The 13,805-nt window shown below is 65.9% G+C and carries 5 protein-coding genes and 1 pseudogene; 2 read left to right on the forward strand and 4 right to left on the reverse strand.

Annotated elements, in window-relative coordinates:
- Positions 1 to 300: 300 nt before the first annotated feature.
- A pseudogene (locus LRS56_07040) lies at positions 301 to 6,558 on the forward strand (amino acid adenylation domain-containing protein).
- Positions 6,559 to 6,570: 12 nt separating this feature from the next.
- Here the strand turns inward: LRS56_07040 and LRS56_07045 are convergent.
- From LRS56_07045 to LRS56_07060, 4 genes are read right to left on the reverse strand one after another with little or no spacing between them, the layout of a single operon-like run.
- Positions 6,571 to 7,689 carry an LLM class flavin-dependent oxidoreductase gene (locus LRS56_07045; GenBank protein ID WDU64247.1) on the reverse strand — a complete coding sequence of 373 codons (1,119 nt, stop codon included), beginning with the start codon at positions 7,687 to 7,689 and terminating at the stop codon, positions 6,571 to 6,573.
- Complete coding sequence (locus LRS56_07050) at positions 7,679 to 8,644, reverse strand: LLM class flavin-dependent oxidoreductase (GenBank protein WDU64248.1); 966 nt, start codon at positions 8,642 to 8,644, stop codon at positions 7,679 to 7,681. Before LRS56_07050 ends, LRS56_07045 begins: the two co-directional genes overlap by 11 nt.
- A gap of 3 nt (positions 8,645 to 8,647) precedes the next feature.
- On the reverse strand, positions 8,648 to 9,979 hold the full coding sequence (locus LRS56_07055) for an LLM class flavin-dependent oxidoreductase (GenBank protein ID WDU64249.1): 1,332 nt from the start codon (positions 9,977 to 9,979) through the stop codon (positions 8,648 to 8,650).
- Between the two features lie 57 nt (positions 9,980 to 10,036).
- Positions 10,037 to 12,472, reverse strand: a complete 2,436-nt coding sequence (locus LRS56_07060) for a TonB-dependent receptor (protein WDU64250.1) — start codon at positions 12,470 to 12,472, stop codon at positions 10,037 to 10,039.
- Positions 12,473 to 12,779: 307 nt separating this feature from the next.
- On the opposite strand from LRS56_07060, the gene LRS56_07065 reads away from it, so the two are divergent.
- Positions 12,780 to 13,772, forward strand: a complete 993-nt coding sequence (locus LRS56_07065; protein ID WDU64251.1) for a P1 family peptidase — start codon at positions 12,780 to 12,782, stop codon at positions 13,770 to 13,772.
- Positions 13,773 to 13,805: the final 33 nt, after the last annotated feature.

Genomic DNA, 13,805 nt, shown 5'->3' on the forward strand with positions numbered 1-13,805 from the left:
GTTTCTCACGTGCGTTTCCGGCGAATAAAACCTGACAAGCAGCCTTTTATTTGAATAAGTAACTGATATATAGGGTAAATATTAAAAATAAAATAACCTTTTCAAAAAGCCGACAGCGGCCGGTTATAGCCAATCTCCTACAGCCCTTTAATCGTTTCAGCAATGAACCATCAGCCAAGCCCGTTTCCCGCTCCCGGGATGTCCGGGTTTCAGGTGTCAGACGGGCCCTGGGGCGCATGCTCAAATCCGGCCATTTCGCGCCCCTGCACGGCCAGTGCCTGCACCCATGAGAAGGATCTTATGAAGCATTCCTCCAGCTTCCCCCTTACTGCCGCCCAGCAGGACATCTGGCTCGACCAACTGCGGGCGGGCGATTCACCGCTGTACAACATCGGCGGCTATGTCGATTTCGCGGGTGCCGTGGTGCCTGAGCGGATCCGCCAGGCCATTGAGCAGCTGGTTGCCCGGCACGATGCATTGCGCATCCAACTGCACAGCGATGCCGCGGGCTTGCCACGCCAGAGCTTCGCCCCCGCGTTGGCGCTGGACCTGCCCTTGCATGACTTCTCTGCCTTGCCCGATCCACAGGCTGCGACCCAAGCCTTGATGCAGGCGCAAATGGCCCGGCCCTACGCGATGGAAGGCGCGCCGCTGTGGCGCTTTTTCCTGGTCAAGCTGGCGGCCAACCACTACCGCCTGGGTACCCAGGCCCATCACCTGATCCTCGACGGTTGGGGCTTTGGCCAGATGCTGCAATCCCTGGCGCAGCTGTACACCGCGCTGGAACAGGGTCGGCAATCGGAGGCGACGGCCGCGTCCTATATCGACTTTATCGACGCCGATCAGCGCTACCACCGTTCTGCGCGCTACCTGCGCGATCGCGCCTATTGGCTCTCCAAATACCAAGTGCTGCCCGAGCCGTTGCTGCAGCCACGGCACACTGCGCAGCTGCCGAGCAACACGCTGGTCGAGCCCTTCCCGGTGGCGCTGCTCGAGCGTATGGAACAGATGGCCAACGCTTACCAAGCGTCGGCGTTTCATGTGTTGCTGGCCGCGCTGTACGTGTATTTCACCCGTGCTCACCAGCGTGAGGAATGGGTGGTGGGGTTGCCGATTCTCAACCGTTCCAACGCGGGTTTTCGCGCCACCGTGGGCTTGTTTGCCCAGGTCAGTGCGGTGCGTTTTCAGTTCAGCCAACAGGTGCCGTTCGGCGCGCTGGTGCGCGGTGTACGCGACCAGCTCCAGCAGGACTTTCGCCACCAGCGCTTCGCGTTGAGTGAGATGAACCGCGAGCTGGGCCTGCGTCGCACCGATCGCGGCCAGTTGTTCGACCTGTCGGTGTCGTACGAGCAGGACGACCATGACCTGCGTTTCGGCCAGGTGCAGGCCCGTGCGATCAAAGTGTCCAATCACCATGAAACCTTGCCGATTGCCTTCCACCTGCGCAGCAACCGCTACCAGGCCACCGCGAGCCTGCATTGCGTGTACAACCAGGGGTACTTCCAGCACCACGAAGTGCAGGCGCTGGCGCAGCGTTTTACCTGGCTGCTGGAACAGGGCCTGGACAACAGCGAACGCAAGATCAGTCAGTTCTCGCTGATGCCGCCCGCCGAGCAGCGCCAACTGCAGCAGTGGAATACCACCGCGCAACCGGTAAACGAGCCGCACCTCCTGCACCTGCGCATCGAAGCCCAAGCCGCCCGCACGCCGGACGCCGTGGCCGCCGTGCAACAGGGCCGGCCGTTGACGTACGCCCAGCTCAATCAGCAGGCCAATGCCCTGGCCCACCAACTGATCGAGCGCGGCGTGCAGCCGGATGATCGGGTGGCGGTGCTGGCGCGACGCGGGCTGGACACGTTGGTGGGGCTGTTGGCGGTGCTCAAGTCCGGCGCCTGCTATGTGCCCGTGGACCCGGCCCATCCCGCCGACCGCCTGGATTACCTGTTGCAGGACAGCGCGCCGGTGGCGCTGCTGACCCAGCATGACTTGCTGGCGCGTGTACCGGCGCTGGAGGTGCCGGTGCTGCTGCTGGACCGCCCGACCTTCCACCTGGGCACCAACCCTCGCGTTGCCGTCAAACCCTCGAACCTTGCCTATGTGATCTACACCTCCGGCTCCACCGGGCTGCCCAAGGGGGTGATGGTCGAGCACCACAGCGTGGCGAACCTGGTGGACTGGCACTGCCGGGCCTTCGACTTGCACGCGGGCAGCCACACTGCCAGCGTGGCCGGGTTTGGTTTTGATGCAATGGCCTGGGAGGTCTGGCCGGCGCTGTGCGTGGGCGCCACCCTGCACCTGCCGCCTGCCCACGACGGTGCGCAAGACATCGACGCATTGCTGAACTGGTGGCGCGCACAGCCCCTGGATGTGTGCTTTCTGCCGACGCCGGTGGCCGAGTACGCGTTCAGCCAGCAACAGGGCCACCCGACCCTGCGCACCTTGCTCATCGGCGGCGACCGCCTGCGCGCCTTCAACCAAGCCCAGGGTTTTGCGGTGGTCAACAACTACGGCCCCACCGAAGCCACGGTGGTCGCCACCTCCGGCCGTGTCGAAGTGGGCGCGCCGTTGCACATCGGTACGCCCGTCGCGAATGCCACGGTTTACCTGCTGGATGCGCAGCAGCGCCCAGTACCCATCGGCGTCACGGGCGAGCTGTATGTCGGCGGCAAAGGCGTGGCGCGCGGTTACCTGAACCGCTCCGAACTGACGGCCGAACGCTTTCTCGATGACCCGTTCAGCCCGGGCCGCCTGTACCGCACCGGTGACCTGGCGCGCTGGCTGCCCGACGGCAACCTGGAGTACCTGGGCCGCAATGACGACCAGGTGAAAATCCGTGGCGTGCGCATCGAGTTGGGTGAAATCGAGTCGGCGCTGGCTACCCATCCGGCGGTCAAGGAAGCCGTGGTGCAGTATCGCGACGGGCAATTGCTGGCCTGGTGTGTCGCGCCTGATGCGCTGGATACCGAAGCCCTGCGCAGCCATCTGCAGGCCACGTTGCCGGACTACATGCTGCCGGTTGCCTACATGCAGTTGAGCGTGTGGCCCCTGACCGCCAACGGCAAACTCGACCGCAAGGCGTTGCCTGCACCCACCCAGGCGGCGTTTGTGACGCGGCTGTTCGAAGCGCCGCGTGAGGGCGTGGAAACCGCCTTGGCGCAGATCTGGGCCGACCTGTTGCAGGTGCAGCAAGTGGGGCGGCATGACCACTTCTTTGAACTGGGCGGGCATTCGTTGCTGGCGGTGCAGTTGGTGCAACGCATGCGCCAGGCCGGGCTGCGTGCGGATGTGCAGGTGTTGTTCAGCCAGCCGACCCTGGCGGCGCTGGCGGCGGTGAGTGAGGGCCAGGAGGTGCAAGTGCCGGCCAACCGTGTGCCGCCCGATTGTAGCCGGATCACCCCTGACCTGTTGGCGCTGGCCGATCTCGACCTGCCGAGCATCGAGCGCATCGTCGCCGGCGTGCCGGGGGCGCGGCCAATGTGCAGGAGATCTACCCGCTGGCGCCCTTGCAGGAAGGGTTGCTCTACCATCACCTCACCGACGAGCGCGACCCCTACCAGCAACACGCGTTGTTCAGCTTTGCGCGCCGCGAGCAACTCGACGCCTTCGCCCAGGCCCTGCAACAGGTGATCAACCGCCACGATATCCTGCGCACCAGCCTGGCGTGGGATGCCCTCGAACAACCGATGCAAGTGGTGTGGCGCGCAGCGCAATTGCGCGTCGAACCGCTGCGCGAACCGCCTGAGCCCCTCGACTTGCGCCAGGCGCCGCTGATGGCCCTGGACTACGCCGAACAGCCGCAGCACGCACGCTGGATCGCCCGGCTGCGCTTCCATCACCTGGTCAACGACGCTACCTCGACCCGCGTGCTGGTGGACGAAATTCGCGCTCATTTGCTGGGCGAACAGGCCCAATTGCCGGCGCCGGTGCCGTATCGCAACGTGGTGGCACAGGCCCGCCTGCCAGCGCGCCAGGCCGCGCACGAGGCATTTTTTCGCGAACGCCTGGCCGATGTCGATGAGCCGACCCTGGCTTTCGGCTTGCAGGAGCGCCAGGCGGATCGTGCGGACATCGAAGCCTGTGAACGGCCTGTCGACGATGCGCTCAACCTTCGCTTGCGCACCCAGGCACGTGCCCATGGGGTCAGCGCCGCCAGCCTGTTCCACTTGGCCTGGGCCCAGGTGCTCAGCCGCGTCGCCGGGCGCGATGACGTGGTGTTCGGCACCGTGCTGCTGGGCCGCCTGCAAGCGGGCGAGGGCGCCGACCGCGCCCTGGGCATGTTTATCAACACGCTGCCGTTGCGCGTGCGCTTGGCCGGGCAAACCGTGGTGGATGCGCTGCAGGACACCCACCACCAACTCAGCGCCTTGCTCGCCCATGAACAGGCCTCGCTGGCCCTGGCCCAGCGTTGCAGCAGCGCGGCGCCGCTGTTCAACAGCCTGCTCAACTACCGCCACACCAGCGCCGACCCTGGGCTGAAGTTAGTCCCCGGTATCGCCTTGCTCAGCAGTGAAGACATCCTCAGCTACCCGCTGATGCTCACGGTGGACGATACCGCCAGCGGCTTTCAGCTCAAGGCCAAGGCGCCACGCCAGGTCGGCGCGCAACGCCTGCTGGGCTATCTGGACTGCGTGTTGAAGGGGCTGGTGGACGCGCTGGAGCACGCGCCACAAACGCCGTTGCGTGAGGTGCAAGTGGTGCCTGCCGGCGAGCTGCAAAAACTCCTGGTGGGTTTCAACGCCACCGCCACCGACTACCCCGACACCCTGACCGTGCACGCACTGTTCGAAGCGCACACGCGGCTGAACCCGCATGCCATCGCGGTGCAGGCGGGCGAGCAGCAACTGACCTATCGCGAGCTTAACGAGCGCGCCAACCAGCTGGCTTACCACCTGCGCGAGCGCGGCGTGCAGCCGGACTCGCGGGTGGCGCTGTGCGTGGAGCGCGGGCTGGAGCTGGTGGTGGGCCTGCTGGCGATCCTCGAAGGCCGGCGGCGCCTATGTGCCGCTGGACCCGGGCTACCCCCGCGAACGCCTGGCCTACATGCTGCAAGACAGCCGGCCGGTGGCGCTGCTGGTGCACGCGGCCACACGCGAGGTGGTGGGCGAGGTGTCGATCCCGGTGATCGATTTCGACCACTGCGCCTGGAGCCACGCACCGGTGGGCAACCCGTTGGTACCCGGCCTGAGCGTGGCCAACCTGGCCTACGTGATGTACACCTCCGGCTCCACGGGCACGCCCAAAGGCGTGATGGTCGAGCACCGTGGCCTCGGTAACCTGATGCACTGGGGCTCGCAGCTGTGCCCGAATGCCGAGGGCGGTGCGTTGTTGCAGCGTGCGCCGGCAAGCTTTGACGGTTCGGTGTGGGAGCTGTTCTGGCCGCTGGCCAACGGCATGCGCCTGGTCCTGGCGCGGCCCGATGGGCATCGCGAACCGGCGTACCTGGCGCAGGTGATTCGTGCGCAACAGATCACGGTGATCAAGTTCGTGCCCGCGATGCTGCAGCAGTTCCTCGAACTGGAGGAGTCCGCGCTGTGCACCAGCCTTACCGATGTGCTGTGCGGCGGCGGCGAACTCACCGAAGCCCTGGCCCGTGGCGTGCAGGCGCGCTTGCCCAAGGTGCGCCTGCATAACGTGTATGGCCCCACCGAGGCCACGGTGGACAGCAGCGCCTGGACGCTGGAGCCCGGTGCACCCGTGCCGCCGCTGCAATTGCCGATCGGTCGCGCAATCAGCAACACCCGCCTGTATGTGTTGGATGAGCACGACGCGCCGGTGCCCTTGGGCGTCAGCGGCCAGTTGCACATTGGCGGGGTCGGGGTTGCACGCGGCTATCTGGGCCTGGAGCAACTGACCGCCGAGCGCTTTATCGACAGCCCGTTTGTGGCGGGTGACCGGCTCTATCGCACCGGCGACCTGGTGCGCTACCGCCCGGATGGCAACCTTGAGTTTTTGGGGCGCAATGACTTTCAGGTCAAACTGCGTGGCGTGCGCCTGGAGTTGGGGGAAATCGAGGCACGCCTGCTGACACATCCCGCGGTGCGCGAGGTGGCGGTGCTGATTCGTGAAGAACGCCTGGTGGCGTATGTCACCCTGCGCGCAGAGGCGCCGAGCCCGGACGCGTTGCGGGCGCATGTGCTGGAGCAACTGCCGGAGTACATGGTGCCGGCGGCGTTTGTGCAGCTTGAGGTATTGCCGCTCAACCCCGCCGGCAAACTCGACCGCCAGGCCCTGCCGGAGCCGGGGTTGGACGCGGTGGTCAGCCGGGCCTATGAGGCGCCACTGGGCGAAGTCGAAACGTTGATGGCCGGTATCTGGGCCGAGGTCTTGAAGCTGGAACGGGTAGGGCGCCACGACCACTTCTTTGAACTGGGCGGGCATTCCCTGCTGGCGGTGAACCTGGTGGCGCGGCTGCGCAAGGCCGGGTTGGAGGTGGATGCGCGGACGCTGTTCAGCCAGCCGACGCTGGCCCAGTTGGCGGCCTGCACCGTGGCCCAGGTGCCGCGCGTGGAGGCCCCGCAAACCGCGATCCCGCAACTCAACCGCCGCCGCCGGATCTGAGTGGAGGCGCGGTCAAGGTGTTGCATCGATTTTGCGCAGCAACGGCAACACCTCCGCCCCGACGTGAATCGCTTCTTCCAGATGGGGGAAACCCGACAGGATAAAACTGTCGACCCCCAACTGGTGATACTCCTCGATCCGCTCCGCCACTTGCGCATAACTGCCCACCAGGGCTGTGCCCGCGCCGCCGCGCACCAGGCCCACGCCCGCCCACAGGTTGGCCGACACCTCCAGCTCGCGTGCACCGCGGCCACGGCCTTGCATCAGTTGGGTCTGGCGGCTCTGGCCCACGGATTCATACGCGGCCATTTGCCGTTGCGCCTGGTCGATGGCGTCCTTGGGGATTTCTTGCAGCAGGCGTTCCACATGGGCCCAGGCGGCGTCGTCGGTGGTCGCGGCGAATACGTGCAGGCGCAGGCCGAAGCGCAGCGTACGACCCTGGGCGGCGGCAAGGTCGCGCATGCGCTGGATGCGTTCGGCGATCATCGCGGGCGGCTCGCACCACATCAGGTAGGTTTGCCCATGGGCCGCGCCGACGCGTTCGGCCGCTTCGGAGGCGCCGCCGAAATAGATCGACGGCACCTGCGCCCCTGGCGCGATGGGGGTGTGGATGCCGCTGCGGTAATACCGCCCAGGATGTGCCGACGGCTGGTCGGCCCATACGGCCTGGAACTCCTGGAGGAATTCGGCGGTGCGCGCGTAGCGTTCGTCGTGTTCCAGAAAATCGCCCAGAGAGCGCTGTTCGAAGCGGCTGGAACCGGTCACCACGTGCAGCGCCAGGCGGTTTTCGCTGAGCAGTTGCAAGGTGGCGGCGCGGTGCGCGGTGTAAGCGGGCAGCTCGGTGCCTGGGCGCAGGGTGAGCAGGAATTTCAGACGACGCACCTCCTGGGCCAGCACGGCGGTGATCAGCCACGGGTCTTCGAAACCGCTGGCGGTGGGCACCATGATGCCGTCGAAGCCGGCCTGCTCGGTGGCGCGTACGATCTGGCGCAGGTAGCCCAGGGTGGGCGCGCGTTCGCCTTGCTGGAACAGCCCGACCTTGGGCAAGCCGCTGCTGGTGAGGTGACGACCGTCGCCATTGGTGGGCAAAAACCAGTCCAGCTGGATTGGCGGGCGTACATCAGTGTTCATCGTGCAGGCGCTCCTTGCGCAGAAGGGAAACCACGTGTTCGCCAAAGCGCAGCACCTCGCTGACCGCCGGCCCACCCTCCACAATCACCTGGTTCACGCCCAGCCCGTGCAGTTCCTGCAGGCGCGTGGCGATCTGTTGCGGGCTGCCCACCAGGATCAGCGGTTGCCCAGGCGCCAGTTGCAGCAGGTTCGGGTGCACTTCCCATTGACGCAGCGGGTGGCGGGCGCGGGGCAGGGTGGCCAGCGGCTCGTCGGGCAACACCGGTATCGGCAGCAGCGTGGCGGCCGCTTCCCAGGCCAGGTCTTCGCTGTCGCCGAGGATCAGGCCGAAGGTGCAGGCAAACCTCAGCGCCGGCTGGATCGCCCGCCAGCGCTGGATCTCCTTGGCCAGTGCGTTGGGGTGGCCCGGCGCGAGCAGGCAGGTCTGGGCGTGGGCGGCCACCAGCGTGTGGCTTTGGCTGTCGTCCAGCACCAGCCCTGGCGCGGGCAGTTCGCGGCGGGCGACGCCGGCGTTTTCCAGTTGGAAGTAGCGGCCCTGGTAATCCAGGCCGCCGTCTTGCGGCGTGAGCAGTTGCTGGAGGATTTCCAGGTATTCGCCAATGCGTTCGCTGCGTTGGTCGCGGTTGAGCCATTCACCAAATGCACTGCGCTCACTGTTCGGCAGGTGCAGCTGCACGCGGTGGCCGCTGATCGATTGCAGGCTTTGCAGGGTGGTGGCCAGCGCCGCCGGCAGCATCACCTCGGGCGGCACGCTCACCGACAATTGCACCCGCTGTGTATGCGCACACAACGCTGCCGCCACGCCCAGGCTGTCGGCGCACAAGGCTCCGCCGGGAATCCACAGGCCATCGAGGCCGGCATACTCCACGGCCTGGGCCAACTGAATCCACTGCCCCGGCCGCGCCGCCCAGTCGGGGCTACACAGGGGCATCAACCAGCTGAATTCAAGGGGCATGCGTCAGTTTCCTTGCGTGAACCGGTTGGCCGGGCGCGGCAGGCCGAGATTATCTCGCAGCGTAGCGCCTTCATATTCAAGACGGAACACGCCGCGTGCCTGCAGCAGCGGAATCACGTGCTCGACGAACAGGTCGATGGCCCCCGGAAAGTACGGGAAGAACACATTGAAGCCGTCGCAGGCACGGGCCTGGAACCATGCCTCGAAGTAGTCGGCAACGTCCTCGGCGGTGCCGATCACCGGGTTGCCGCCGGCCAGGCGCAGGTACAGCTGGCGGATGCTCAGGTGCTCGGTGCGGGCCAGCTCCAGCACCTTGTCACGCCGGCTACCGCGTTGGCCCACCGGCGTCTCGGGCAAGGGGCCGTCGAGGTCATGGCCGGACAGGTCGATGTCATCCCCCAAGGTATCCGCCAGCAGGCGCAGGCCCAGCACCGGGTCGATCAGCGCCTGGAATTCTTCGAACAGTGCCTGGGCCTGTTCGCGGGTGTCGGCGATGAACGGGGTGACGCCGGGCAGGATCTTGATGTGGTCCGGATCGCGGCCGAGGGCGGCGGCACGCTGCTTGATGTCCTGGTAGAACGCCTGGGCGCTCTGCACGTTATGGGCGTGGGCGAAGATCACTTCCGCCACGCGCGCGGCCAGCTGTTTGCCCGGCTCCGAGGCGCCGGCCTGCACCAGCACCGGATGGCCCTGGGGCGGGCGTGCCACGTTCAGTGGGCCGCGCACCGCAAAGTGTTGGCCGCGATGGTTGAGGGTGTGCAACTTGGCCGGGTCGAAATATTCGCCACTGGCCTTGTCGCGGGTAAAGGCGTCGTCGTCCCAGCTGTCCCACAGGTCCTTGACCACATCGTGGAACTCTTCGGCGCGCTGGTAGCGGTCGCCGTGGTCCACGTGGTTTTCACGGCCGAAATTCCAGGCTTCATCCGAGACCACCGAGGTCACCAGGTTCCAGGCGGCGCGGCCTTTGGACAGGTGGTCCAGCGACGCGAACTTGCGGGCGATATGGTACGGCTCGTTGTAGGTGGTGGTCGCCGTGGCGATCAGGCCGATGTGCTGGGTGACGGCGGCCAGGGCCGACATCAAGGTGAGTGGCTCGAAGTGTTCGGCGCGGGCGGTCCGGCTCAGGGCATCGTGATGATGCCCCCACAGCGCAACCACATCGGCGATGAACAGCGCGTCGAACTTGCCGCGCTCGGCAGTCTGGGCGATGTGTTTGAAGTGCTCGAAATCCAGGCTGGCGTCAGCCTGGGCCAGCGGGTGACGCCAGGCGGCGACGTGGTGGCCGCTGTTGGCGAGGAAGGCGCCGAGTTTGAGTTGGTCGGTGCGGCGGGTCATGAACAGGCTCCCATCGAGGTCAGGCACGGAGCCGGTAAACCGGCCCCGTGAGCTGGGTTAGAAGTTGTAGGTCACGCCGGTGTACCAGTAGCCGCCGGTGGTGCCGTAAGGCGAGAAGTTGCCATAGGGGAAACCGCCCGAGCTGCTGGCCAGGTCGGTGCGTTCCGGGTACTTGTTGAACAGGTTGTTGGCGCCAGCGTTCAGGGTGACCGCCTTGGTCAGGTGGTAGTCGATGTTCAGGTCGGTGATCCACGCCGGTGAGAAGGTGCGGTCGAACGCCTCGGCGGTGCCGTACTGGGTGTATTCGCCGTAGCGGGTCAGGTTCAGGCCCACCTCGAGTTTGTCGTAGGTCCAGGTGGTGCCCAGCAGCAGCTTGGATTGCGGCAGGCCGTACTTGAGGTTGCCCTGGCGCTGACGGTCATAGCCACCATCCGGGCCAAGTGCCTGGGCGGCGACGGCCGAGGCGTGGATATCGTCGATCTGCGTGGTGTTCCAGTTAAAGCCTGCGGTGTATTTCAGGTTGCCCCAGGCACCGATGTCCTGGCGATAATCGCCGACCAGGTCGATACCGCGGGTGGTGGTGTCCAGGGCGTTGGTGAAGTAGGTGACGGCCTGGTTCGGGTTGAGCCCGGCGGCGGCGAGGATCGCGCTGATCTGCGGGGTGCCGCCGAGGTAGCCGGTTTGCGCGATACGGTCCTTGATCTGGATCTGGTAGGCATCCAGGGTGATGCTGGTGGCTTCGGTGGGTTGCAGGGTGATGCCGAGGCTGATGTTGGTGGATTTTTCCGGCTTGAGTTTGCTGGCGCCCAACGCCTTGGCGACGTCGGAATCTACCGCCACGTTGCGGTAGTCGAACAGTTGGCCATTCACGCTGGTTTGCGAGGTGGCGCTGTAGATCTGCTGGGCCAGTGAGGGCGCCCGAAAGCCGGTGCTGACGGTGCCGCGCACGGCCAGGATCGGGGTCAACTGGTAGCGCGTGGAGAGCTTGCCATTGGTGGTGTTGCCCGAGCCGTCGTCGTAGTGCTCGTAGCGACCGGCCAGGTCGACGTGCCATTTGTCGGTGAAGTCCTGGCCGATCTCGCCGTAGCCGGCCAGGCTGTCGCGGCTTTTTTCGGCGGCGTCGGCGGGGGTGGTGCCGGCCCCGGAAATAGTCCCCGGTGGGATCAGCGCACCGTTGGCGCCGGTGCTGAAGGGCCCGCTGGCGTAGGAGGCGACATCCCCCTTGCCGATCTTGTAGTTCTCATAGCGATGTTCCAGGCCCCAGGAAATCTGCGTCGGCTTGTACAGGCCAAGGTCGAAGGCGCGGGTCAGGTCGAGGTTGTTGGTCCACTGGCTGAAGGTTTTCACACCGGTGTCCACCGAGGTCGGCGACGTGGGGCCGTAGCTCAGGTTGTAGGTGTCGGTCAGCGTGGCCCGGGCATGGTCCTGGCCGTAGGTGCTGGACAGGTCGTAGTCCCAGCCGGCGACCTGGCCCTTGCCACCGAATGCGACCTGGAAGTCGTCCTCGATAAAGCGCAGGTTGTCTTCGATACCTTCCGGGTACGGGGTCTGGATGCCGTTGAACGACGACGGCTGGTGAAACGCCAGGGGTTTTTCCGAGTTGCGGTGGGTGTAGGTGGAGAACGAGTACAGGGTCAGTGCGTCGGCGACCGGCAGTTCGGCGTTATAACCCAGGCTGAAGTTCTTCGCCTCGGGCAGGCCGGTGCCGTAGTAGGTGTGCTGCAGGCTGGTATTGCCGGCGGAGTCGGTGTACGGCGCGTTGTCGGAGCGGTCGGAGACGTTTTGCTTTTTCACGTCCAGCGCCAGGTTGATAAACCCGTCATTGGGCAGGGCCAGGCCGACGTTGCCGGTCTGGCGCACGGTTTCGCCGTCGCCGTTTTCATAGTTCTGGCCGTAGCTGGTGGACAGGCTGCCACCGTGGTCGGTCTGCTTGAGCACGATGTTGACCACGCCGCCGATCGCATCCGAGCCGTATTGCGCCGAGGCGCCATCGCGCAGCACTTCCACGTGATCCACCAGGGCGGTGGGGATCATGTCCAGGTCCACCGGTTGCGAGCCGGAATTGAGGTAGGTGCCGTTGTTGAGCAGCGCGCTGTTGTGGCGGCGCTTGCCGTTGACCAGCACCAGCACCTGGTCGCCGTTGAGGCCACGCAGGCTGATCGGGCGCACCACCGAGGTCGAGCCGAAGCCCGACGAGGCCGGCTGGTTGAGTGACGGCAGCACCTTGCTTAGCGCACGAGTCAGGTCGCCCTGGCCGGTGGCGAGCAGCTGCTTGGACGAGATCACATCCACCGGCGCCGGGCTATCGGCCAGGGTGCGCGCCTGGCCGCGGTTGCCGATCACCACCACGGTGTCCAGGGGGTTGTCGCTGGCCGGGGTTTCGGCGGCGAGGGTCAGGCTGCTGTAGCCGGCCGCCTCGCACAGGGCGAGGAATAACAGGGTGTGGGCGAAGGCCTTGCCGGGGCGGCGGCCTGCGGCGCGTGATGCATTCATGATGGGAAACACTCCAGTGGGTTAAGGCGTGTGGCCTTGATCGAGGTCGGCTTGTTGGGTTCAAGCTCTGGTGAAGGCAGCAGAGCAAGGGCTGTGCCATTTGTAAAAATCCTTTGATAACAACGGTTTGATTGGAGGTTTGAGGGGGCGTTGGTGTTTTTCTAGCAGCCCGCAAGGCAGGGTGTTGGTTTTTGTGCAGAGGGTTTTTGCGGCAAGCGGGTTTTGCAGCGCAGGACCGGGAAGCCGATGCTTGGCACACGCCTTGCTGACTCAGCGCCATACCTGAACCGAAGGAAGTTTTTTCTGTATGCCTAGACCCGGCCCGCGCAACGCCCTCACTGATATCCCAGGCCTTACCGTCGGCCACGCCACGGACCGGCACGTCGACACCGGCGTCACGGTGATCCGCCCCGATGGTTTCTGGACCGCCAGCATTGACATTCGTGGCGGCGGCCCCGGCGGGCGTGAAACCGCCGCCCTTGAGCCGGAAAACATGGTCGGCCAGCTGCACGCGCTAGTGTTCGCCGGTGGCTCGGTGTTTGGCCTGGGCGCGGCGGATGCGGTGGCGGCGCAGCTGTCCCAAGAGCAGGTGGGCCTGCACCTCAAGCCCGGAGCGCCAGCCATCCCCATCGTGCCGGCGGCTGTATTGCACGACCTGGCCAACGGCGGTGACAAGGACTGGGGCCTGGAACCGCCTTATCGGCGCCTGGGTTTTGAGGCGCTGGCCAATGCCGGCGAGGCGTTTGAGCTGGGCTCCGTAGGCGCCGGGCGTGGTGCCATGGCCGGGGTGTTGAAAGGCGGGATTGGCACGGCCTCCCTGGACTTGGGCGATGGGCTGATCGTTGCCGCGCTGGTGGTCGCCAACCCGATTGGCTCGGTGTACATGCCCGACGGCAAAACCTTCTGGGCCTGGCCCTGGGAAGTGGCGGGGGAGTTCGGCGGCCAGCGGCCCGAGGGGGTAATGGATTGCAGTGACCCGATGCCTGAGCTGTCGCGCCTGGACTCCATGGGCCGCCTGCAAGCCGGGGCCAACACCACGCTGGTGGTGGTCGCCAGCACCGCACGCCTCAGCGTGGCCGAGTGCAAGCGCGTGGCGATCATGGCCCAGGACGGGGTTGCGCGAGCCGTGCGCCCGGCGCATTTGCCGTTTGATGGGGATACGGTGTTTGCCCTGGCCTCGGCGGCGGTAGAGTTGACCGACGGGCCACGGCGGCAGGTGGAGATCGGCTGCATCGGCTCAGCGGCGGCGGACTGTGTGGCGCGGGCGATTGCCAGAGGGGTGTTTGCGGCGCGGGGCTAGCCTGCCGGTTTTTCAGGCCCGACTCGGTCATCC

This window comes from Pseudomonas poae, assembly GCA_028869255.1.
Lineage (GTDB): Bacteria > Pseudomonadota > Gammaproteobacteria > Pseudomonadales > Pseudomonadaceae > Aquipseudomonas > Aquipseudomonas poae_C.